27 protein-coding genes and 1 pseudogene are annotated in these 20,088 nt (G+C 70.2%); 17 read left to right on the forward strand and 11 right to left on the reverse strand.

Going from position 1 to position 20,088, the window contains the following annotated elements:
- Positions 1-2 precede the first annotated feature (2 nt).
- Positions 3-278, reverse strand: a complete 276-nt coding sequence (locus tag ACZ466_RS24335; protein ID WP_464044022.1) for a DUF4132 domain-containing protein — start codon at positions 276-278, stop codon at positions 3-5.
- On the opposite strand from ACZ466_RS24335, the gene ACZ466_RS24340 reads away from it, so the two are divergent.
- Positions 192-446 carry a hypothetical protein gene (locus ACZ466_RS24340; protein ID WP_464044078.1) on the forward strand — a complete coding sequence of 85 codons (255 nt, stop codon included), beginning with the start codon at positions 192-194 and terminating at the stop codon, positions 444-446. The genes ACZ466_RS24335 and ACZ466_RS24340 overlap by 87 nt on opposite strands.
- 113 nt (positions 447-559) lie before the next feature.
- Here the strand turns inward: ACZ466_RS24340 and ACZ466_RS24345 are convergent, their stop codons facing one another.
- Entirely contained in the window at positions 560-2,896 is a 2,337-nt protein-coding gene (locus ACZ466_RS24345; protein WP_378284029.1) for a hypothetical protein, read from the reverse strand.
- Positions 2,897-3,025: 129 nt separating this feature from the next.
- Between ACZ466_RS24345 and ACZ466_RS24350 the strand changes: the two genes are divergently transcribed.
- The 5 genes from ACZ466_RS24350 to ACZ466_RS24370 all read left to right on the forward strand — a co-directional run bounded on the left by ACZ466_RS24350 (position 3,026) and on the right by ACZ466_RS24370 (position 6,469).
- Positions 3,026-3,538 carry a hypothetical protein gene (locus ACZ466_RS24350; RefSeq protein WP_378284031.1) on the forward strand — a complete coding sequence of 171 codons (513 nt, stop codon included), beginning with the start codon at positions 3,026-3,028 and terminating at the stop codon, positions 3,536-3,538.
- Positions 3,535-4,167: a sulfite oxidase-like oxidoreductase gene (locus ACZ466_RS24355; RefSeq protein ID WP_464043952.1), complete on the forward strand. Its 633-nt coding sequence runs from the start codon at positions 3,535-3,537 to the stop codon at positions 4,165-4,167. Before ACZ466_RS24350 ends, ACZ466_RS24355 begins: the two co-directional genes overlap by 4 nt.
- Positions 4,158-4,925, forward strand: coding sequence for a ferredoxin reductase (locus tag ACZ466_RS24360; protein WP_378284032.1), 768 nt, complete (start codon positions 4,158-4,160; stop codon positions 4,923-4,925). The genes ACZ466_RS24355 and ACZ466_RS24360 overlap by 10 nt, the downstream gene beginning before the upstream one ends.
- On the forward strand, positions 4,922-5,209 hold the full coding sequence (locus ACZ466_RS24365; protein WP_378284034.1) for a DUF6510 family protein: 288 nt from the start codon (positions 4,922-4,924) through the stop codon (positions 5,207-5,209). The genes ACZ466_RS24360 and ACZ466_RS24365 overlap by 4 nt, the downstream gene beginning before the upstream one ends.
- A gap of 78 nt (positions 5,210-5,287) precedes the next feature.
- Complete coding sequence (locus tag ACZ466_RS24370) at positions 5,288-6,469, forward strand: MFS transporter (protein ID WP_378284035.1); 1,182 nt, start codon at positions 5,288-5,290, stop codon at positions 6,467-6,469.
- Position 6,470: 1 nt separating this feature from the next.
- On the opposite strand, the gene ACZ466_RS24375 is transcribed toward ACZ466_RS24370, so the two are convergent.
- Complete coding sequence (locus ACZ466_RS24375; protein ID WP_378284036.1) at positions 6,471-6,860, reverse strand: ATP-binding protein; 390 nt, start codon at positions 6,858-6,860, stop codon at positions 6,471-6,473.
- A 136-nt stretch (positions 6,861-6,996) separates the two neighbouring features.
- On the opposite strand from ACZ466_RS24375, the gene ACZ466_RS24380 reads away from it, so the two are divergent.
- The 5 genes from ACZ466_RS24380 (at position 6,997) to ACZ466_RS24400 (ending at position 8,604) form a co-directional block, all read left to right on the forward strand.
- Entirely contained in the window at positions 6,997-7,806 is an 810-nt protein-coding gene (locus tag ACZ466_RS24380) for a helix-turn-helix domain-containing protein (protein WP_378284037.1), read from the forward strand.
- Positions 7,797-7,985 (forward strand): DUF397 domain-containing protein, encoded by a 189-nt coding sequence (locus ACZ466_RS24385; protein ID WP_378284038.1) that lies wholly within the window; start codon positions 7,797-7,799, stop codon positions 7,983-7,985. The genes ACZ466_RS24380 and ACZ466_RS24385 overlap by 10 nt, the downstream gene beginning before the upstream one ends.
- A gap of 15 nt (positions 7,986-8,000) precedes the next feature.
- Positions 8,001-8,189 (forward strand): DUF397 domain-containing protein, encoded by a 189-nt coding sequence (locus ACZ466_RS24390; protein ID WP_378284039.1) that lies wholly within the window; start codon positions 8,001-8,003, stop codon positions 8,187-8,189.
- A 15-nt stretch (positions 8,190-8,204) separates the two neighbouring features.
- Positions 8,205-8,312, forward strand: coding sequence for a DUF397 domain-containing protein (locus ACZ466_RS24395; protein WP_378284040.1), 108 nt, complete (start codon positions 8,205-8,207; stop codon positions 8,310-8,312).
- 100 nt (positions 8,313-8,412) lie between these two features.
- Complete coding sequence (locus ACZ466_RS24400; protein ID WP_378284041.1) at positions 8,413-8,604, forward strand: DUF397 domain-containing protein; 192 nt, start codon at positions 8,413-8,415, stop codon at positions 8,602-8,604.
- A gap of 637 nt (positions 8,605-9,241) precedes the next feature.
- On the opposite strand, the gene ACZ466_RS24405 is transcribed toward ACZ466_RS24400, so the two are convergent.
- From ACZ466_RS24405 to ACZ466_RS24415, 3 genes and pseudogenes are all read right to left on the reverse strand, one after another.
- Positions 9,242-9,616 (reverse strand): VOC family protein, encoded by a 375-nt coding sequence (locus tag ACZ466_RS24405; protein ID WP_378284042.1) that lies wholly within the window; start codon positions 9,614-9,616, stop codon positions 9,242-9,244.
- Positions 9,617-9,651: 35 nt separating this feature from the next.
- On the reverse strand, positions 9,652-9,807 hold the full coding sequence (locus tag ACZ466_RS24410; RefSeq protein WP_378284095.1) for a hypothetical protein: 156 nt from the start codon (positions 9,805-9,807) through the stop codon (positions 9,652-9,654).
- Between the two features lie 200 nt (positions 9,808-10,007).
- Positions 10,008-10,097 (reverse strand): annotated as a pseudogene (locus ACZ466_RS24415) (oxidoreductase); the annotation flags it as partial.
- A 79-nt stretch (positions 10,098-10,176) separates the two neighbouring features.
- On the opposite strand from ACZ466_RS24415, the gene ACZ466_RS24420 reads away from it, so the two are divergent.
- Positions 10,177-10,749, forward strand: coding sequence for a TetR/AcrR family transcriptional regulator (locus ACZ466_RS24420; RefSeq protein ID WP_378284043.1), 573 nt, complete (start codon positions 10,177-10,179; stop codon positions 10,747-10,749).
- Between the two features lie 223 nt (positions 10,750-10,972).
- A complete protein-coding gene (locus tag ACZ466_RS24425; protein WP_378284044.1) occupies positions 10,973-12,871 on the forward strand; it encodes a WD40 repeat domain-containing serine/threonine protein kinase in 1,899 nt (632 codons plus the stop codon).
- Between the two features lie 12 nt (positions 12,872-12,883).
- On the opposite strand, the gene ACZ466_RS24430 is transcribed toward ACZ466_RS24425, so the two are convergent.
- Positions 12,884-13,837 carry an MBL fold metallo-hydrolase gene (locus ACZ466_RS24430; RefSeq protein WP_378284045.1) on the reverse strand — a complete coding sequence of 318 codons (954 nt, stop codon included), beginning with the start codon at positions 13,835-13,837 and terminating at the stop codon, positions 12,884-12,886.
- Between the two features lie 249 nt (positions 13,838-14,086).
- Here ACZ466_RS24430 and ACZ466_RS24435 point away from each other — a divergent pair, with 249 nt between their 5' ends.
- Positions 14,087-14,509 carry a YbaB/EbfC family nucleoid-associated protein gene (locus tag ACZ466_RS24435; RefSeq protein WP_378284047.1) on the forward strand — a complete coding sequence of 141 codons (423 nt, stop codon included), beginning with the start codon at positions 14,087-14,089 and terminating at the stop codon, positions 14,507-14,509.
- Positions 14,506-14,922 (forward strand): hypothetical protein, encoded by a 417-nt coding sequence (locus ACZ466_RS24440; protein WP_378284048.1) that lies wholly within the window; start codon positions 14,506-14,508, stop codon positions 14,920-14,922. The genes ACZ466_RS24435 and ACZ466_RS24440 overlap by 4 nt, the downstream gene beginning before the upstream one ends.
- On the opposite strand, the gene ACZ466_RS24445 is transcribed toward ACZ466_RS24440, so the two are convergent.
- Both ACZ466_RS24445 and ACZ466_RS24450 read right to left on the reverse strand, forming a co-directional pair.
- Entirely contained in the window at positions 14,919-15,929 is a 1,011-nt protein-coding gene (locus ACZ466_RS24445) for a hypothetical protein (RefSeq protein WP_378284049.1), read from the reverse strand. The two genes, ACZ466_RS24440 and ACZ466_RS24445, sit on opposite strands and share 4 nt — an antisense overlap.
- Positions 15,929-16,372, reverse strand: a complete 444-nt coding sequence (locus ACZ466_RS24450; protein ID WP_378284050.1) for a hypothetical protein — start codon at positions 16,370-16,372, stop codon at positions 15,929-15,931. Before ACZ466_RS24450 ends, ACZ466_RS24445 begins: the two co-directional genes overlap by 1 nt.
- Positions 16,373-16,695: 323 nt before the next feature.
- On the opposite strand from ACZ466_RS24450, the gene ACZ466_RS24455 reads away from it, so the two are divergent.
- On the forward strand, positions 16,696-17,376 hold the full coding sequence (locus ACZ466_RS24455; RefSeq protein WP_378284051.1) for a hypothetical protein: 681 nt from the start codon (positions 16,696-16,698) through the stop codon (positions 17,374-17,376).
- 15 nt (positions 17,377-17,391) lie between these two features.
- Here the strand turns inward: ACZ466_RS24455 and ACZ466_RS24460 are convergent, their stop codons facing one another.
- Both ACZ466_RS24460 and ACZ466_RS24465 read right to left on the reverse strand, forming a co-directional pair.
- Complete coding sequence (locus tag ACZ466_RS24460; RefSeq protein WP_378284052.1) at positions 17,392-17,742, reverse strand: hypothetical protein; 351 nt, start codon at positions 17,740-17,742, stop codon at positions 17,392-17,394.
- Positions 17,743-17,878: 136 nt separating this feature from the next.
- Positions 17,879-19,039 (reverse strand): epoxide hydrolase family protein, encoded by a 1,161-nt coding sequence (locus tag ACZ466_RS24465; RefSeq protein ID WP_378284053.1) that lies wholly within the window; start codon positions 19,037-19,039, stop codon positions 17,879-17,881.
- 62 nt (positions 19,040-19,101) lie between these two features.
- Here ACZ466_RS24465 and ACZ466_RS24470 point away from each other — a divergent pair, with 62 nt between their 5' ends.
- Positions 19,102-20,064 carry a helix-turn-helix transcriptional regulator gene (locus ACZ466_RS24470; RefSeq protein WP_378284054.1) on the forward strand — a complete coding sequence of 321 codons (963 nt, stop codon included), beginning with the start codon at positions 19,102-19,104 and terminating at the stop codon, positions 20,062-20,064.
- Positions 20,065-20,088: the final 24 nt, after the last annotated feature.

Here is a 20,088-nt window from a genome sequence, read left to right on the forward strand (position 1 = left end):
GGTCATAAAGGCGTCCGAAAGGTCAGAGGGGTCAGGTCGGTGAGGATCTCCGACGCGGTGACGGGGTCGAGGTCGGCGACGACGGCCCGGCCGCCGGCGATCTCCCGGCTGATCCATGTCTGGAAGCCGTTGTCCTCGGCGGTGCCCCGGCGTTCCATGCCGAGCACCCGCCCGACCGGGACGGTGATGCCGTGGAACCGCTTCAGTTCGGTGCCCGCGCTCTCGTCTTCGGTGAGCGTGGAGGTCGGGCGGTCGAGCTGCGGGAACGGCTGCGCGATCTCGTAGTCGGCGAAGACCTGGCGCCAGGCGCCGAGCGTGTGGTCTTCGGCGATGCGGAACGTCCGGGCGTCCTCGGTGGTCCATACGAGCCGGCGGGCGATGTGCCACAGGAGGGGGTGCCGGACGATCAGGGTCTGGAACTCCCCCCGTCCACCGCCGCTGGGTGACCATGGCCTGTTCGAGCCGGAGGATCTGGTCGGCCGCCACCGTCCGCACGTCCTTCTTCAATGCGGCGAAGTGCTTGTGGGCGGCGGGGCAGCGCGGCCCGCCGCCCGATGAGTTACGGCTTGAGCCGCTCGTCCAACCCCACGGTGAAGCGGCGCGGGCCCGTGCCGTCGAGCCCGAGGTCGCGGACGAGCCGTTCGGGGGAGAGCCCTCGGTCGGCGGCGAGGGCGGCGATACGCTGCTGGGCCTTGGCCTTCAGGCCCTTGTACCGGACGTTCCGCGCGATGCCGTTCAGATGCGTCAGGGCGATGTCGGTGCCGATGGCGACGAGTGCGTCCAGGCCCGCGACCGCCAGGTGGTGGCCACCGGCGCCGGGCCAGGTCCGGATGAGCGGGGCGAGGCGGCGCACGGTGTCGTTGTCGCCGAGCAGCCCGAGCGCGTTCAGGACCCACGCGTCGTCGCCCGGCCCGCCGCTGCGCCCGGCGAACCCGTACTGCTCGAACAGGCCCCACGCGAACGCGGCCAGGGACGCGGGGTCGCAGGTCTCCTTCACCACGTCGATGCCCGGGTAGGCGTGGTCGGGCTTGGACAGGGCGAGCATGGTGATGATGTGACCGGCGGCCTCACCGGGGAGCGCCCCGCGTCCGTCGCGCAGGAACACCTGGGGGAGCAGGTGCGGATCGACGAAGGGGTCGATCTCGGGCATGGTCTCGGGGAGGACGTTCAGGACGTTGGTGGCGAGAAGGGCTTCGAGCGCGGCGGCGGCCTTGGACCTGTGGGCGCGGGCCGCGTCGGTGACGTCGTCGCGGTGCCCGTTGGAGGCGAGGAAGCGCAGCGCGGCCTCCGCCTCGCGTCGCTGTCGGCCGGCCTTGCCCAGAGCCGCCGGGATGAGCGCGCGCGCTGCCGCGAACGCGTGCCGCTGGAACCAGCCCTCCACGACTGGATGCAGCCATGGGCGGCGGTCGAGCGACTCGGCCATGAGTGCGGCGACTCGGGCGTCGCACAGCGGCAGCAGCAGTTCGGTGGCGGTCGCAGGCTCCGACAGGGCCAGCTCCAGCGCGGCGGGCAGTGCGTCCGTTCCGTCGTTGGCGATGACGCGCTTCATTACGTTCTGGGACGACGACCATTCCTCCCATTCGCCGGGCTCCCACGCCGTCTCCGGCTCGTTCGGCGCCTTCAGGCCCCGGACGATCATGAACTTGACGTGGACGCCCTCGCGCGTCCACGGCGGGTCGGCCAGTAGGAGCGGCAGCGCCTCGGGCGGTGCCTCCTCGGCCCACCCCTCGCCTGCCGTTTCGACGGCGCGGCGCACGTCGGCGGGCAGGCCGGGCAGGAGCGCCGCGGTGAGGGCCGGGTGGGCTCGCACGTGGCGGCGGAGAAGGCGCGTGGCGTACGAAGCGGTCCGCTGGACGGCGGCGTCGCCCAGCAGGCGGAGGGCGCGGGCGGGGAAGCGTCGCGCCGCCTCCTGCACGGCGGCGTGCATCTGGGGCTTGTCCAGGCGTGCGAGCAGGAGCCCGAACGCCTCGTCGGTGGGCAGGGCGGCGAGCACCTGTGCCTGCTGGGCGATGAAGTGGTCGCCGTCGTCATAGGCCGCGGCGATCCTCGGCGCCATCGCGGAACCGACGGCTTCGACGACCGTGTAGAGCGGGTCGGGTGTCCAGGTGCGCGGCGAGAGATCGACGTGGTCGAGCCGTTCGAGCAGTTCGAGCTGCTCCAGCGAGCCGATCGCGGGCAGCAGGAGCATCAGCTCGCCGTGGCTCGGCTCTCCGGGCAGGGACGCGCAGAGTTCGTCCGACCAGTCGAGGCGGGTCGGCGCCAGGTACGAGGCGATGAGGCGTTGCGCGCCGTCACGGCGGCAGTGGGCGAGGGCCTCGACCGCCTCCCGGTAGTCGCGTTCGCCGGCGGCGGCGAGGGAGGCGCGCACCCTCTTCGCGACCAGGTGAAGGCAGTGCCGCACCTTGTCCACGGGCGGCTCCTCCTCGCCGGGACGGTAGGCGCGGAGATGCCGCCACGGCTGTCGTCCCCGGTAGGTGTAGCCGTCGACGATGACCCGGCCGAGCTCGGCCGTGGCGGCGGCCGCGAACCCGAGCCCGTGCTCGGCGATCCAGGCGTCCGCGAACTTCCAGGTCGCGCCCAGGCGGTCGACGGACGCGAAGATGTCGTCGATCATGCCCGACTCGGCCGCGACCACCGCCGCGATCACGCCCGCGCCCCGGGGGTCGGGCGCGCCGTCCAGATGGGCGCGGGCGGACTCGACCAGATCGCGGTGGCTCTGCTCGGCGTCCAGCAGGTGGTGGAGCGCGTCGCGCGCCTCCTCGGTGAACCCCCGTACGGCCTCGGCCGCCCCGGGGTCGGGCTCGACCGGCGGCCCGGGGGCGCCCCCGCGGCACGGATGCAGATGGGCGCGCCAGGCGTCCGGCATGACGAAGGCGTCCTCGTCGATCTCCGGCATGGGCGGGACGCTACCGAGTCCCTCCGACACGCGGGCTTGACCGATCTTTGAGGGGTGGGGGCACATTCCGGGGTTGCCCAGGTCGATCGTCGTTTGATGACTATGGAGTGGTGTGCGTGGGAGGCCGCCATGAAGCGGCGCGGTGACCGCAGGCCGCCGTGCGACCCGGTCGAAGACGACGGGGTGCTCGACCCGGCCCAGACGCTGGAGGGCGAGGATCCCACCGCCGACCCGCTCGACCGCGGGATCACCGTTCCCGAGCACTGGTCGGCGGCCGTCCGCTACGGCACGACCGCCGACGAGCTGGAGCAGGGCGAGACGCTCGACGAGCTGCTGGCCGAGGAGGAACCGCCCGAGGACGAGGCGGACCCGCACTGGTACGGGCCCGACGACGAGCCCGAGCCGCGCGCCGGACGCCTGGCCGCCGAGGACGGCGGTGACGGCGAACTGCTCGCCCGGGAACTGGACGAGGAGTCCGACGGCGGCCCGGAGGAGGTCGCGATGTCCATCACCAGCGAGGACGCCGACCGCGGCGCCGTCCTGGACGAAGCGCTGGACGAGACGCTGCCGGAGGCGGTGCGCGCCGTGCTGCGGGAGATGGCCGCGCAGGAGGCCCGGGAGCGGGAGGAGAACGATGAGTGACCGCGAGGGCAGGGCTTGACATGGGGGCGTTCTCACCCGGATTCCACCGGCGCCGCCAGGAGGACGAGACCGGCGTCCGCCTGCCGCCGGGCCAGTACCTCACGCGGGACTTCCCCGTGCTGTCGGCCGGGCCCACCCCGCCGATCGAGCGGGACTCCTGGAGCCTCACCCTGGAGGCCGGGCCCGGCGAGCGGCGGACGTGGACGTGGCAGGAGTTCATGGGCCTGCCCCAGGAGGAACCCACCGTCGACATCCACTGCGTGACCCGCTGGTCCAAGCTCCACACCACCTGGCGGGGCGTCTCGGTGGACACGCTGCTGGACGGCCTCGACACCGGCGCCGCCGAGTACGCGGTGGCGTACTGCTACGGCGGCTACACCACCAACGTCCCGCTCGAGGACATCACCGGCGGGAAGGCGTGGATCGCGCACACCTTCGACGGGTACCCGCTCGCGCCAGAGCACGGCGGCCCCGCGCGGCTGCTGGTCCCGCACCTGTACTTCTGGAAGTCCGCCAAGTGGATCCAGGGGCTCCGGCTGCTCGTCCACGACGAGCCGGGCTTCTGGGAGACGGCCGGCTACCACAACTACGGCGACCCCTGGCGTGAGCAGCGTTACTCGTGGGACTGACGGCGGACGGCGCTCCCGCGGCGACCCGGCCGCCGCCGCGCCCGCGCCCGGAATGGCGGCCCGCGCTGCTCGTCGCCGACCGGCGGGAGAACGACGTGACCCGGACGCTGGTCCTGCGCGTTCCCGGCTGGTCAGGCCATCTGCCCGGCCAGCACGTCGACGTCCGGCTCACCGCCGACGACGGGTACCAGGCCAGCCGCAGCTACTCCATCGCCGCGCCCGCCGACGGTGAACGCGTCGAGTTGACGGTGCAGCGGGTGGCGGACGGCGAGGTGTCCCCGTACCTGGTGGACGATCTCCCGGTCGGCGCCGCGATCGAGATCCTCGGCCCGGTCGGCGGCTGGTTCGTGTGGCGGCCCGCCGCCGAACCGCCGTCGCTGCTGGTGGCGGGCGGCGCGGGCATCGTCCCGATCATGGCGATGGTGCGGGCCTGGCGGGACGGCGGCGGCCCCGGGTCCCTGCGGCTGCTCTACTCGCTCCGCTCCCGCGACCTGCTGTGCTACGCGGCCGAACTGTCCGCGCTCGACGACGGGCTGCTGCTGGCCTACACCCGGCGGGCCCCGCCCGGCTCCGCGCGCCCGCCCGGACGGCTGACCCCGGCCGAGGTCGCCGAGTACGGCGTGCCGCCCGACCGGGCCCCGCGCTGCTACGTCTGCGGCCCCACCGGATTCGTGGAGGCGATGAGCGCCCTGCTCACCGGCATGGGGCACGACCCGGCGCGGATCCGTACCGAACGATTCGGCCCCAGTGGAGGATGACCATGGTTCACGGCTGGCACCCCGACGACCGGCACCTGGACGGCAACGCCCTCGCCGGCCCGCTCAGCCTGCTGTTCGTCCCTGAGATGACGCTGGCGTCCGGGCAGTGCGGCACCTGCGGGCACTCCGACCTGCTCGTCCGCGCCCCGCTGTACACTCAGGCGCCCGGCCAGGTGATGCGCTGCCCGGTCTGCGGCGAGGTGACGCTGCGGCTGGTCGTCACCCCGGACCGCTTCCGGCTCGACCTGCCGCACGGCAGCTCCCTGACCATCCCGCACACCTGACCGATATCGATTCGCCTATGGCAGCCCGACCCATATCCATATTGGACCGACCGGGCATCCTTCTGGTGTCCTCTGCCGGTGACCATCACCGCCCCCGCTCCCGCCCCGCCCGCCGCGGCCCCGTCCGACCGCAGGGTGATCGTGACGGTGGTCGCGTGCCAGCTCGCCGGCTGCCTGGGCTACTTCGCGGTGATGTCCCACCTGGTCGCGCACCTGCGGCACGACGTGGGCCTGCTGGCCGGGACGATCGGGCTGATCCTCGGGATCCGGGTGGGGGTCCAGTTCGCGCTGCTGCTCCCGGTCGGCGCGCTCACGGACGCGATCGGCGCCCGCCGCACCGGAATGATCGCCTGCGCCATCCGCGCCGTCGGCTTCGCCCTCCTCGGCACCGCCGACGACATAACCGCACTCCTATGCGCGGCCGTAGCCATCGCCGCGGGCGGCGCGCTGTCCAACCCGTCCGCCCAGAGCCTGCTGGCGAGCGTCCACCCAGATCGCCGCTCAGGCGGCTTCGGCGCCTATGTCGCCACCCAGCACATAGGAACGATCGCGGGCCCTCCCGTAGGACTGGGCCTCCTCGCCCTGGGCCACGGCTTCACCCCTGTGGCCGTGATGGCCGCAACCCTGTGGGCCCTGGCAGGCGTCCTGTACCTTTCGCTGCCGCGCCGGGCCGCCAAAGCAACAACCCCACGCTTCAAGGACATCTTCACAGGCATACGCGCGGTCTTCCGCGACCGCAGGTTCGTGCTCTTCGCGCTGATGACCGCGCCCACGACGCTGCTCGCCAACCACATCATGACGGCCGTGCCGCTCCTGGGCTTCGGCTCCGCCGCCGCGACCGTCTGCCTGTGCGTGCTGGCCGCCGTGGCCGCGTCCGCCCAACCGTTCGTCGCGTCCAACCGCAGAGGCGAACGCCCCTGGGTGCTACGCCTGGGCCTGCTGTGCGCTGCGGGCGCGTTCTTCGTCCTGGCCCCGCTGGACGGCACCCAGACCGGCCCGCTGATGGTCGCCGCCGTCCTCAACGGCGTCGCCAACGGCCTGATCCAGCCCTCCATCTTCCAACGCGCCGCCCGCCACGCCCCGACCGAACGCTTCGGCTCGTACTACGGCGTCCTGGCGTTCTGCGCGGGCATGTTCTCGTCCGCAGGCGACCTCCTGCTGGGCCGCCTCTATGACCTAGGGCCTACTACCACCACCGCAGCCCTCCTAGGAGTAGGCGCTTTCGCCCTCATCTCAGCCTTCGGCACCCGAGGCCCATAACTCACGGCCAGAGAACGGCGAAGACCACCTTCCCCGCCTTCCCTGCCAGGGGCCGCACGCCCCAGTACCGGGTGAACGTCTCCACGACGAACAGCCCGCGCCCCGACTCGCTGGTCAGATCCACGATCCGCATCCGAGGCATCTCCCAGGTCGCGTCCTGCACCTCCACCGACAGCATCCCGTCGTCCGCCCGAACCAGACGCAGGATCACATCATCGTCCGCCGTGCTGCCGTACCGCATGGCATTGGTGACCAGCTCGCTGGCCACCAGGCACGGCACGTAGTCCTCCATCTCCCAGCGCCCCAGCGTGAGCCGCACGAACCTCCGAGCCTCCGCGACGGCCACCAGATCCCGCTTGACCACCATCTCCCCACGCACTGCCTCGCCCACGATCTCTCCTCACTTTGTGTGGCGTACAGCACACATTGAGCCACTTCCCCGTCTAGGATTCACGTACCGGAGTCAATTGGTCACTACTGGTAAGGCGTGAGCCGAGGTCGGTAGGTTCCGTGGAGAGGAAGGCGCCATGCCCCCCAGGCGTCAGCGTCCTCGCGAATCCCCTGCGCTCATCGCGTTCGGCCGCCAGATGCGCCGGATGCGAGAGGCCAAGGGGGTCAAGCAGGAGACCATCTCTCAGCTCACCCAGATGAGCGGCGCCCAGGTCAGCCGCATCGAGAATGGAAAGCGGCGGGCCACCCGCGCGTACGTCGAGATCGTCGATGACCATCTCGAAGCGGGCGGCTCACTGATCACGCTGTGGGAAGACCTGAACAAGGACGGCCACCCCGTCCCCATCTGGTTCGACTGGCCCCAGATCGAAGCCGACGCCGCCATGCTCGTCTCTTGGGAACCCACGCTGATCGCCGGGCTGGCCCAGACACCGGCTTACGCCTCGGCCCTGCTGAAGGGCAACAAGGAAGCCGTGGAGGCGCGCCTCGCGCGTCAGGTCATCACCTCCAGAGATGGAGAGAAGGCGGCGCCGTTCCTTGTTCTCCTCGTGGATGAGCAAGCGCTGCACCGCCCCGTCGGCACCGCCGAGACGATGAAGGAGCAACTGGAGCACCTGGTCGCACTTACCTCATTGCCCAATGTCACAGTTCAAGTAGTGTTGGCGAGAGGCGAGCATGACGGCAACATGGGTGCGTTTGTCGTAGCGACGATGGATGATCGAAGCGAGGTCGCGTATGTCGAGACGGCCATACGCCCGATCACGACCGACAACCCCGAGGACCTGTCCACTCTGTCGCGAACCCTTGTAGCGCTCCGATCAAGGGCGCTCACAGAAGAGATGTCGTGCGAACTGGTGAGAAAGGTGGTCCAGGAGAAATGGACCTGACCGGAGCCAAGTGGCGTAAGAGCAGCTACACCGGGTCCAACGGCGGCAATTGTGTCGAGGTTGCCGGACTCCCTGGCGTGGTGGCGGTGCGTGACAGCAAGGACCCGGACGGCCCGGTGCTGCTGGTGAGCCGCGCCGCGCTGCGCGAGGCCGTCCAGGCGGCGCTTTCGACTGCCTGACGAGGTGCTGGGGCGATGGACCTGACGAGCGCCAAGTGGCGCAAGAGCACCTACAGCAGTGCCAACGGCGGTAACTGCATCGAGGTGGCCGATTTCCCGGGTGGCGTTGCCGTGAGTGACAGCAAGGATCCGGACGGCCCGGTGCTGCTGGTGACCCGCGCCGCGCTACGCGAAGCCGTCCAGGCAGCGCTTCCGACAGCCTGACGAGGTGTTGGAGCGGTGGACCTGACAAGCGCCGAGTGGCGTAAGGCGGCACGCAGCCTTAACAACGGCGGCGAGTGCGTCGAGTTGGCTTGGCTGCTGCCCGGTGCAGTGGCCGTGCAGTGACAGCAAAGACCCTGATGGGCCCAGTGCTGGTGGTGACCCCGCTGCGCTTTGCGAAGCCGTCCGGGCGGCCCTCCCGACGAGGTGACGAGGTGCTGGATCGATGGACCTGACCGGAGCTAAGTGGCGTAAGAGCAGCTACACCAGTTCCAATGGTGGCAACTGCGTTGAACTGGCGGGTGATGCTGGCGTGGTGGCGGTGCGTGACAGCAAGGACACCAATGGCCCGGTGCTGCTGGTGACCCGTGTCGCGCTGCGTGAGGCCGTGCGGGCGGTGGTTCAGCCTGAGGGGTGACTGGTCGCCAGGGCGTTGATCATAATCAACGGCTCCCTGGCCGCTGACGCCCGCTCGGAGGGGCGCCCATGGTTTATCTGGGAGTCATCGCCTTCGGGATCGCTGTGCAGCAGATCGATCGGTGGCACCACAGCCCCCTCTGCGGCTCCCCGCGCTCACGACACCGCGAGACCTCAACGCCGTCCAGCGGGAACGAGTGAACGACGTCACGCCGACCCTCCTTCTCGCCGGGCACTGGGTTGAGATCGTTGGGTGGCGGCTGGTCGCCTGCCTCGGTCCGGTCGGCTGGTGCGGTGCCGCCGTGGCGATGGCGATCAAGATGCGGCACCTGCAGGAGGTGTCGCTCCACGCCGTGCACACCAGGGGCCATCGGGGACCTGCCGGCCGAGGCGGCCGCGCACGCGCCGATGGGGTTCGTGTCGGTCCTGCTGCTCGGGTGGCTCGTGCCCCGCCTGCTGCTCTAGTCCCTGCTTGCCTGGATGAGCCAACTCGCCGAGCACCGCTGGTTCGATCCGGCGCCGGTCTGGTCGCGGGCCACGACCGAGACGGTGGAAGCCGCCCGGTGCCTGCGCCCCCTGCCGTGCGGGACGTGTGGTGCATTCGCCGACACAGCGTTGGCGTGGGTTCGTGCTCGGTTTCAGGGGCGGGCCGACCGAAGACAGAACGGATGTCCGGCCGGGCTGGCGTACACCCGGGAGCCCTGCTGAGTGGAGACGACGACATCGTCAGTCGGTCGTAGTCGTCGACCGCCGGCGTCGAGCACCCGCTTGTCCGCGGTCGCCGCGTCGTCCGTGGCGAGGTCGAAGTGCATCTGCTGGGAGGCGCCGTCGGGCCACTGCGGCGGTACCTGCCCCGGAGCGTGCTGGATCACGATCACGGGGAAGCCGTCGATCTGCAGAAAGTGGTGCGTTGCCGTCCTCGTGATCGAGCCGCCGAGCAGCCGGTGCCAGAATGAGCTTTCGCTCTCCAGGTCTGCGGCGTCCACGATCAGTGACGTCAGGCTGAAGGGCATGGTGTCTCTCCTTGGATTGCGTGTTGGGGTGCGGCTCAGGCCCGACTCGGAACTGGGCGCCGCGTCGGCGCCTTCAGGTGGTCCACGATCTGCTGCTTGACGTCGTCGATGTCGATGCCCTGGCCGTCGGCCATTTGCTGGAGGGGGTCGCTCGCCCCCTCGGTGACGACGAAGCCCGGCAGAACGAACACGACCGCTCCAGGGCGGCATCGGTCCGGTTGCGGCTCCGGCGTTGTCGGCCAGGACGTCGATGCCTCAGACGCTGTCCACTACTCGGGCCGAGTTCCGCCACCCCCTTCTCAGATCGCAGGTCGGCGGGCATGAAGGTGGCGGGCAGGTCTCCCGGGGGCGCGGTTCGTGAGGCCGTCAGCACGGTGGCACCGGCTGCGGCGAGACGACGAGCCGTCGCCTCCCCGAGCCCTCGGCTACCGCCGGTCACCAGCGCTCGCAGGCCGACGAGCCCGTTGTGCTCGATCGTCATGGGGGTGCTCCGGCAATAAGATGAACCCGACTCCGGAAACTGTACACAACCGGAGTCCGATTCACCTTACGGAGGGCCGTTGCCGTCATCACGTCCGTTGCGCGCCGATGCCCGCCGCAACCGCGACGCGCTTCTGGTCGCGGCGCGGGAGGCGTTCCTCGCCGACGACGACGCGCATGTGGAGGAGATCGCCCGCCGAGCCGGCGTGGCTGTCGGCACCCTCTATCGCCACTTCGAAACGCGCGAAGCGCTCGTCGCGGAGGTGTACCGCCAGGAAGTCGCCGATCTCTGCTCGACTCCCGCCCGACTGCTCGCACAACACGCCCCGGACGAAGCACTGCGCACCTTCCTGCTGTTGCTCGTGGAGCACGCGGCAGTAGGCAGAGGTATGGGCGAGGCGCTGGAGTGCATCATGGGAACCGATTCGCCGGTCTTCGACGACGCGCGCGACGAGATGACCCGTGCCCTTGACGAACTTCTCGCGGCAGGCATCGCGGCCGGTCTCGTCCGCAGTGGCATCAACGGGCGCATCGTCCTGCGCGCCCTCGGCGGCATCTGCGGGATGCGCGCCGAAGGCTGGAAGGACGATGCAGTGCACATCGCCACGATCTTGTATGACGGGTTGCGCTGCGGCGCAGCCAACCATGGCTAACGGCGGTGACTGTGTTGAGTTGGCGGGTTTCCCGGTGTGGTGGCCGCGAGTGACAGCAAGGAACCGGACGGGCCGGGGTGCTGCTGGTGACCCGCGCCGCGCTGCGCGAGGCCGTGCGGGCGTTCCTTCCGACCGCGAACTGATCACAATTGGGGCGGTGGCGGTACCGGAGCGCTTGGTCGCGTGATTGTGTGCCTTTGTGGCGGAGGACGCGAAAACGGTGGTGAGCGGCCGGTATCGGCTGGTGGAGGTGTTGGGCGAGGGCGGGATGGGCGCCGTCTGGCGCGCGCACGATGAGCGGATGCGCCGCGATGTGGCGCTCAAGCAGCTCAAGATCCCCGTGAGCCTGGCGACGGGCGTGCGCGAGCAGATGGTCGCGCGCATGGAGCGGGAGGCGCGGTCGATCGGGATGCTCAAGCACCCCGGCATCATCACCGTCCATGACCAGTTCCACGACGAGGACGGCCTGCCCTGGATCGTGATGGAACTGGTGCGGGGCTGCTCCCTGGCCGCCGTCATCGGCGACAACGGCCCGCTGGACGAGGCGGAGGCCGCCCGGATCGGGGCGCAGATCGCCGCGGCGCTGGCCGCCGCGCACCAGGCGGGGATCGTGCACCGCGACATCAAACCCGCCAACATCCTGCTCGAAGGCGAGCGGGTCGTGGTCACCGACTTCGGGATCGCCGCCGTCCCCGGAGAGGCCACCCTCACCGCCACCGGCGCCCTGCTGGGCACCCCCGCCTACATGTCTCCTGAGCAGGTCAACGACCGCGAAGCCACCGCCGCCTCCGACATGTGGTCCCTGGGCGCCACCTTGTACGCCGCCGTCGAAGGCCGTCCCGCCTTCACCGGCGGCACCCTCGCGGCGCTGCTCCTGGCCGTCTCCCGGGGCGAACCCGCACCCACCCGGCGCGCTCAGCTCCTGGCGCCCATCCTGCGCGACCTGCTGAACCGTGATCCCCAGCGGCGTCCTACCGCTGAGGCCGCCGTAGCTGCACTGACCGCATTGGGGGACGCCCCACCGCCTGCCGTCGCGTCACCGGACATGGTGAGCTTGGGCCCCGCAGCACCGTCGCTCTCGCGGCGCGCCTACCTCGTCACCATGGGCGCCGCCGCCCTCGCCCTGGCCGTCCCCGTCGGTTACCTGCTCACCGACGAGCGGCAGGCCGAACGGCCCCGTGGGAACCGCACTCCCGCTCCGTCTGGACCGATTTCCCTCGGTCTGGCCCTCACCGGCCATGGCGGGCCTGTCAGCGCGGTGGCGTTCAGCCCTGACGGCAAGACCGTGGCCACCGCGAGTGGTGACCGGACGGTGCGGTTCTGGGACGTGGCCGCCCGCACGCTCCTCAACCAGCCCCTCACCGGCCACACCGATGCTGTCAGGGCGGTGGCGTTCAGCCCCGATGGCAAGATCCTGGCCACCGGAGGAGCCGACAGAACGGTGCGGTTGTGGGACGCGGTCGCTCGTACCCCTCTCGGCAAGCCCCTCGGCGACCACTTCGAAGCGATCGAGGCGGTGGCGTTCAGCCCCGACGGCAAGATCCTGGCCACGGGAGACGGCGACGGGACGGCGTGGTTGTGGGACCTCGGCACCCGCGAACACCCCGACGCCCCCCTTGTGCACACCAACGGGGTCCACGCGCTGGCGTTCAGCCCTGACGGCAAGACCTTGGCGTCCGCGAGCACTGAGGTGCAGTTGTGGGACGTGGCGATCCGCAGCCCCGTCTTCCGGCGCCTCAAGGGTTACAGCAGCACCGTCGGCGCGCTGGCGTTCACCCCGGACGGCAGGACCCTGGCCACCGCAGGCCACTATCGGGAGGTGCGGTTGTGGAACACCCGCACCCGCGAACCCATCGGCGACCCCCTCGTGCCCAGCGACGCTGTCGGCGCGCTGGCGTTGAGCCCCGATGGCAGGATCCTGGCCACCGCGAGCGAAGATCGGACAGTGCGGTTGTGGGACGTGGCCGCGCGCAGGCCCCTCAGCCGGCCCCTCCCCGGCCACACCGACACTGTCAGCGCCCTGGCGTTCAGCCCCGACGGAAAGACCTTCGCCAGCGCGAGCGACGACCACACGGTGCGGTTGTGGGACGTGGCGGTCGTGCGTCAGCGTGCGCCCGCCTGAACGCACGGCCGTTCAGGAGCCGGTGTGCTGGTGTTGCTCGGGTAGGCGGCTTGCCGGGTGCGCCCACGGCAGGACGTTGTCCGGGTGCCCCTCTTGGCGGAAGAACGCGAGGATCTCGCGGTCCGAGTAGCGCAGGCTGAAATGGGTCAGGACGAACAGGGTCTCCGGGTGGGCCTCCACCACGGGGCGGAGGCGGCTCCAGACCGTGTGCCCGACTCGATCGGCGCGGTCCATCTCGGCGTCGTCGATGAACGTGCACTCGGTGATGATGACCGGATACTCGAAGAGCCACGGATTCCGCTCGAACACGTTCACGTGCGTGTCGCCGAGGAAGGCGAACAGGGGGCGGTCGACTTGAGTGTCGACCTCGGTTCCGTCCTTGCGGTGCTGGGCCATGATGCGGCCGAAATCGCTGCCCCGCCCTTCGTTCACCAGGGACCGTCGTAGTTCCTCGAACTCCGGGCGCAGTGCCTTGCGTCTCTCGGAGAAGGCGTAGCCCACGCAGGGCACCTTGTGCTCGCACTCCACCACCCGGACACGGTGCCCTCGGCGTCCGAAGACGAATTGGTCGTCGTGGCGCATGCCGTGCAGGCGGTGGCCGCCCGCGAGGGCCGGGTCGAAGGTCGGTCCGTGGTTCAGCTCGGCGGACGCGCGCAGGTAGGACTCCACGTAGGGCACCGCGTCGGCGGGCAGGTAGATGTCGGTGCCGGAGGCGTTGGACGCCAGGAAATCGAGGTCCTTGGAGTGGTCGTGGTGGGTGTGGGTCAGGAAGACCGTGTCCACCTGCCGGCCCTCGCAGAGACCGGCGTCCAGGCTGCACCGCAGCTCGGGTATGTGGAAGAAGGTCTTGTCGTTGGCTCGGGAGTAGCCGGTGAGGGTCAGGTCCGCGCCGGGAATCCGCCATGTCTTCCACTGGCGGAACGGATGGCCCTGCTCCAGTGGTTCGGGGTGGTCGGGCCGCATCATCGGGACACCCTTCCCTGAACGGTCATGGGCCGCGCTTCCCGGCCGCCGCGATCGTAGCGGCCGATCCGCCGTGGGCCCACCGATTTTCCGGGCCGACTGTCGTTGAATTCATGGAGCCGGTAATGGTCGGTCCGGAATTCGGTTCGGTTGGAGTCCTTCCGGAGCCTTGGTCTACCTTGGGACGCCGTACGCTCCCCAGGAAAGGTCTTCGTTTTGTTCGGAGCCGATGGCGCGGAATTCGATGCTCTGGTGCGGCAGTCGCAGGAGCGGGTGGCCAGGATCGCGAGCATGCGGGAGCAGGCCGGCGCCCTGACCGGAACCGCCGAGACGCCCGATGGCCGCATCAAGGTGACGTGCACCGCCGACGACCCTCTCGCGGAACTGCGCATCGATCCGAGGGCGATGCGGATGGCCTCCGACGACCTCGCCGCCGCCATCAGGGAGACCGCCCGACGCGCCCTCGCCGACCGCGATCGCCAGGTCGAGAAGCTGGCGGCCCAGGAGTACGGCGACGACAACCCCCTCGACCTCCTCAACAATGGGGAGCGGCTCCAGCAGACCCTCAGCGAGGTCCAGGGCATGTTCAGCAAGGCAGGACGCGACGCCCGGTCGTTGATCGACCAACTCCAGCAGCACCTCGGCGGCAAAGACCAACCCGGAGGCGCCAAATGATCAGCCCCGTGCTGATCGCCTCGCGCCCGGTGGCCGATTCGGGCATGGAGGCATCGGCCGGCAACATCTTCGCGGCCGTCCTCACCGCCGTCCTACTCCTCTGCGGCATTGCCCAAGGGGTGTTCGCCTACACTGGCCGGTGGCGATCCTGGCACTACAACGGCACCGGCATGCACGGCATCGCCCCGCCACTGACGGTCTTCTGGGCCTCAGTGACGGGGCTGATCGTCTATGTCGCGACGATCTGCGGAGTGCTCGGTGCCTCCAATGCCGCGCTGGTCATTTTCCTGTTCGGCATTCCTCCCGGCATGATCACGTGCGTCAGCTTCTGGTGGCTGCCGCGCTTCGCGAGGCCCCGATGGGTGGCCGAGGAAGAGGCGCGTCTGCTGGCAAAGCGTGACCGCCCGAGTTAGGAGGGCTGCCCCAGCGTCGGGTGGGTCTTGTCGACGTACTTGACGCCGGGTTGCTTCTCGCCGGGCTTCGCGTCCTCGTCCGACCCGTACTGCTGCCCGCCCCGCATCCACTCCACGAGGTCGTTGACCCTTTTGTGGAGGCTGGGTCCTCCTTCGGCGGTGTCGAGAAGAGCCTTGGCCCCGGCATTGGCCTCCATGCCGGTCACGGGCGCGATCCGGGATGTCGTGGGGAGCCCGAGCGCCGGCTTCCATGCCGGACCGGATTTGTAGACCGGTACTCCTCCCATGAGGTTCGCGGTCAGCTTCTGCTCGCCGTAGGCGAGCGTCCCCAAGGCCATGTCGTCCAGGCTGTTGACGAACGACTGGGCGAACGTGCCCCACACATCGCCGTTTCCCTTGATCGCCTGGGTGACGATATTCCCGCCCATGAACGCGCCGAAGATGGCGGCGGTGGCGTGGAAGATGTTGCGGAGCGTTTCCGAGCCGATGCTGAGGACGCGGTGGAACATGGCGGCGAACTGGTTGGCCTGGGCCTCCATCTGGAGTGCCGCCGGTGCACCGACGACGGTGCTCGCGGCGATCGCGATGGCGGCGGCGAAGATGGCGAGAATGGAGCACATGACGAACTCCATGTAGATGAAGGCCGCGACGAGCACCGCGAGGACCCACAGTGAGATGGCCGCGCACCAGGCCATGACGATGGCGGCGTCGAGCTGGTTGACGAATTCCTTCATCTTCGCCTCGAACGCGGTGCGGTCGTCCCCCTTCCACTCCTGTTCGCTGAGCCTGCGCTGGTAGAGCTCCTCGATTTTGGCCTGGGCCTTCTCCAGTTCGTCGATGGTCTCCTTCCAGCCGTCGGCGGCGTCCCACAGCTGCTGCGGGTTTCCCTGCGCGAGGTAGGTGATGGGGACGATGGGAATGGCCGCCGGTATGATCACGGCGGCGACCATCGCCTCGATCGTGGCCGCTTTGGCGAGGTTCTCCGCCGGGCCGAGTGCGTTGCCCATCAGATCTCCTTGATGACCGACCTGCGGTCGGCTTCCTCGGCGGTGGCGGCGGTCTTCTGCAGCTTGCCGTTGATCTCCTTGAGGTTCTCGGTCTTGGAGATCAGGTCCTGGTCGGCGAACTCGATCAGCTGCGTGTAGACCAGCGCGCAGGAGATGCCGAACGTGGTGAACGCGGCGGGCTGGGCGTCGCGCGGCTTGACGTTCAGTTTGTTGCGGGCCTGCCGGACGATCTCGCCGACCTCGGTCTCGAAGGCGTGGCCGAGCTTCTTGATGCTCGAAGCGACCCATTCGACCTCGTGGCCGCCTCCGCCACCGGACGCGGGCGGCGCGCCGGAGGTGGGGCCGCCGCCCCCGGGCGGGGCCGGTGAGGGAGCGGGTGTGGGGCGGGGTGCGGGGTTCGTCCCTGGCTGGTTCAGGATCGTGGCGACTTTGTTCTCGCCCAAAATGCTCCTTCCGACGCTCAGGGACGGTTCGGTGAGCGTCGAGCGAGCGGCTCAACCGGCGGGGTAATCGTCTGACCTGGCGGGTTCATGGCGGGCTGTCAGCACGAGCCAACGTAGCGTGCCAGAAGGGACGGTCGCTGACGAGGCGTGTTGTGGTCATTGGTAAAAGAGCGGACGCGTGCTGACCGGAATTCCGGATATCTGCCGCATGGGCGTGGGCGCCTCGGGCCAGAGTCCGGCCTGGACGTGGGGATCAATCGTTGTGCTCGTCCGGCGATTGGATAACCTGCGCCGCCGACGTCAGCACCCGGACAAGGAGACTCGTGAACAGGAACGACGTGTGGGACCCCTTCGGCACGCTGCGCCGGGTCCTGTGGATCGGCGGCGGGCAATGGGCCGGCAAGTCCACTGTCGCCCGGCTGCTCGGCGTCCGATACGGGCTGACCGCCTACCACTACGACTACCATGATGCCCGCGGCCACAATGACCGCCGGATCGCCCGCCGCGTCAAGCTGGGCGAACCTCCCGCGGACCCGGATCCCGACGCCACCTGGGTGAACACCACCCCGCAGGACATGGCCGCCGAAACCCTGGCCGGCTTCCCGGCCCGGTTCGAATGGGCCCTGGACGACCTGCGCGCTCTGGTCTCCGGACGCCCCATCATCGCCGAAGGCTGGGGGCTTCGCCCCGAGCTGGTCGCCCCGATCACCGATTCGCCTCGGCAGATGGTCGTCATGGTGCCCACCGGGGCGTTTCGCGACCGGCAACTCGACGCACTCACCCGAGCCGCCGCCATCGGCCATGACGTCAGCGACCCGGCGCAAGCCCAGCGCAACCGGCTGGAACGTGACCGCCTCGTCGCCGACGACGCCGTCCGCTCCGCCCGCCGCCTCGGCATCCGTGTGATCGAGATCGACGGATCCCGCGACGCCGGTGCCATCGCCGACATCGTCGCCGACCACTTCAGCCCCTACCTGCCACCACCGGAAGGCGAGGACGCTTGATCGGCATTCGACCGGTCACTCCTTGGGCGGGGTGAGGGCCTTGAACCAGGCGTTGCTGTCGGGGAGGAACTGGAACACCAGGGCCGGGACCACGAACAGGACGGTCCAGACGCCCACCAGCAGCAGCGCGCCCATCACGGTCAGCGCGATCCGGGCGCCGTTCCCGCCCTTCCGCAGGCGGATGGCCAGGATGACGAAGGCGGCTCCGAGGCCGATGAGGAAGACCGGGGCGAACGGGCCCGCGTTCAGGTTGGTGGCCTCGGGGTTCAGGGCGTAGCTCAGCCCGCCGAGGGCGAGGATCACGGCGAAGACGATCCAGATCGTCGCGGCGATGGTCACGTTCCGGGGGCGGGGGGCCGGTTCCATGGTCACCATCTTCCACGAAGCGCCGGGAACCGTCCGGGAATGCGGGGTTATGTCGTGGACGATGACGTCCGGGCTGGGCAGCCATCGCCCGGGCGCGGGGTGCCGGGCGATGGCCGGTGGGGCGGCCCCGCGTCCGCTACTTGAGGTCGCCGAAGAACTGGCGGAGGTCGCCGACGAGCAGGTCGGGGGCGTCGTGGGCGGCCCAGTGGCTGCCGCGGTCGAACTCGCTCCACGACACGATGTTGCGGTGGTCCCGTTCGGCGAAGCGGCGCAGCGGGCGGAAGTCGAACGCGAACGAGGCCAGTCCCAGGGGGAACGTGGTCGGCTCGGACGGCCCCTGCTCCGCGTGGTGGTTCTCGTAGTAGAAGCGCGCGGACGACGCGGCGGTGTTGGTGAGCCAGTAGATGGTGGCGTTCGTCAGGATCACGTCCGGGTCCGGCAGCCCGGCGAGGAGCTGCCCGATCCAGGCGAGTTGCCCGGCGGGGGAGTCGGCGAGGGCGTGCGCGAGCGTCTGCGGCTGCGCCTGCTGCGCGCGGTCGTGGACGGCGTGCTCCACGAAGCCCTGTAGGAAGCCCAGGTACTCCAGCTCCTCGGGCGCGAGCCCCTCGAACTCGGCCGGGTCGCCGCTCGGGAAGGAAAAGATCTGGTTCACGTGGACGCCGATCACCCGGTCGCCGTGGCGCCGTCCCAGTTCGGGGCTGACGATCGCGCCGGCGTCGTTGCCGTGCGCGCAGAAGCGCTCGTACCCGAGCCGCCGCATCAGCTCGGCCCAGGCGTCGGCGGTGCGCGCGGCGTCCCAGCCCTTGGTGCGGGTGTGCCCGGAGAAACCGAAGCCGGGCAGGGACGGGATCACCACGTGGAAGGCGTGGGCGGGGTCGCCGCCGTGCGCGCGCGGGTCGGTGAGCGGTCCGACCAGGTCCAGGTACTCGACGAAGGTGTTGGGCCAGCCGTGGGTGAGGATCAGCGGGACGGCGTCCGGCTCGGGTGAGCGGACGTGCACGAAGTGGATCGTCTGGCCGTCGATCTCGGTGGTGAACTGCGGGAAGGCGTTGAGCTTCGCCTCCTGGGCCCGCCAGTCGTAGGAGTCGCGCCAGCGTTCCACCAGCTCGCGGACGAACGAACCCGGCACCCCGTACTCCCAGCCGGGCTGGACCGGGCCCTTGGCGGTCCCGTCGGTGACCTCCGCGGCGGGCAGTTCCTCGGCGAAGCGGGTGCGGGCCAGCCGGGCGGCCAGGTCGTCCAGGTCGGCCTGCGGGACGTCGATGCGGAACGGCGTGATCTCGGTGTTCTCCGTCATGTCCCGAACGATAGGAGCCCTATAGGCAGACTTCGTTCCTAATGGGCTGGGATGCTGGAGGAATGTTGGAGACCTCGGCACGACTCCTGCGCCTGCTGTCCCTGCTGCAGGCCCCGCGCGAGTGGCCCGGCTCGGAGCTGGCCGCCCGCCTGGAGGTGAGCACCAGGACGGTCCGCAACGACGTGGAGCGCCTGCGCGCCCTCGGCTACCCCGTGCACGCCACCCGCGGCTCGGCCGGCGGCTACCGGCTCGGCGCGGGCACCCGGCTGCCGCCGCTGCTGCTGGACGACGAGGAGGCCGTCGCCGTCGCCGTCGGCCTGCGCACCGCCGCCGGCGGCTCGATCACCGGCGTCGAGGAGACCTCCCTGCGCGCCCTCGCCAAGCTCGAACAGGTCATGCCGGACCGGCTGCGCCGCCGGGTGAACGCGCTGCAGAACTACACCGTCCCGGTGCCGCCGGACCGGCCCGGACCGCAGGTCGCCGCCGACACCCTGATCACGCTGACCGCCGCGTGCCGCGACCACGAGCGGCTGCGCCTCGACTACCGGAACCACGACGGGACCGAGAGCAGGCGCGTGGTCGAGCCGTCCCGGCTGGTGGCGTGGGGCCGCCGCTGGTACCTGGTGGCCTGGGACGTCGACCGGTCGGACTGGCGGACGTTCCGCGTCGACCGGCTCGTCCCGCGGCCCCCGGCCGGGCCGCGCTTCACCCCGCGCGAGCCGCCCGAGGACGTCGTCGCCCGGGTGACGCGCGGCGTCTCCTCGGCCGCTTGGCGCCACCGCGCGGAGGTGACCGTGCACGCCCCCGCCGACGCCGTCCTCGCGCGGATCAATCCGGCCGTGGGCACGGTCGAGGCGGTGGACGAGGACACCTGCGTGCTCCGCACCGGATCCGACACCCTCGAATCCCTCGCCGTCCACCTGGGGCTCCTCGGGGTGGACTTCACCGTCACCGACCCGCCCGAACTGGTCGACGCGCTCCGCGTCCTCGGGCGCCGCTATGCCGCCGCGACCCCGCGCCGGTGACGGCGTACGTTCGCCCTGTACATA

Source organism: Actinomadura rugatobispora (genome assembly GCF_055379765.1).

Excerpts from the sequence above, each read along its gene's own strand:
- ACZ466_RS24385 (WP_378284038.1), top strand. The coding sequence starts at position 7,797 with ATGGACCTGACCGGAGCCAAGTGGCGTAAGAGCAGCTACACCGGGTCC.
- ACZ466_RS24470 (WP_378284054.1), top strand. The coding sequence starts at position 19,102 with ATGTTGGAGACCTCGGCACGACTCCTGCGCCTGCTGTCCCTGCTGCAG.
- ACZ466_RS24430 (WP_378284045.1), bottom strand. The coding sequence starts at position 13,837 with ATGATGCGGCCCGACCACCCCGAACCACTGGAGCAGGGCCATCCGTTC.
- ACZ466_RS24465 (WP_378284053.1), bottom strand. The coding sequence starts at position 19,039 with ATGACGGAGAACACCGAGATCACGCCGTTCCGCATCGACGTCCCGCAG.
- ACZ466_RS24445 (WP_378284049.1), bottom strand. The coding sequence starts at position 15,929 with ATGGGCAACGCACTCGGCCCGGCGGAGAACCTCGCCAAAGCGGCCACG.
- ACZ466_RS24380 (WP_378284037.1), top strand. The coding sequence starts at position 6,997 with ATGCCCCCCAGGCGTCAGCGTCCTCGCGAATCCCCTGCGCTCATCGCG.
- ACZ466_RS24460 (WP_378284052.1), bottom strand. The coding sequence starts at position 17,742 with ATGGAACCGGCCCCCCGCCCCCGGAACGTGACCATCGCCGCGACGATC.
- ACZ466_RS24365 (WP_378284034.1), top strand. The coding sequence starts at position 4,922 with ATGACCATGGTTCACGGCTGGCACCCCGACGACCGGCACCTGGACGGC.
- ACZ466_RS24350 (WP_378284031.1), top strand. The coding sequence starts at position 3,026 with ATGAAGCGGCGCGGTGACCGCAGGCCGCCGTGCGACCCGGTCGAAGAC.
- ACZ466_RS24345 (WP_378284029.1), bottom strand. The coding sequence starts at position 2,896 with ATGCCGGAGATCGACGAGGACGCCTTCGTCATGCCGGACGCCTGGCGC.
- ACZ466_RS24400 (WP_378284041.1), top strand. The coding sequence starts at position 8,413 with ATGGACCTGACCGGAGCTAAGTGGCGTAAGAGCAGCTACACCAGTTCC.
- ACZ466_RS24440 (WP_378284048.1), top strand. The coding sequence starts at position 14,506 with ATGATCAGCCCCGTGCTGATCGCCTCGCGCCCGGTGGCCGATTCGGGC.
- ACZ466_RS24405 (WP_378284042.1), bottom strand. The coding sequence starts at position 9,616 with ATGCCCTTCAGCCTGACGTCACTGATCGTGGACGCCGCAGACCTGGAG.
- ACZ466_RS24390 (WP_378284039.1), top strand. The coding sequence starts at position 8,001 with ATGGACCTGACGAGCGCCAAGTGGCGCAAGAGCACCTACAGCAGTGCC.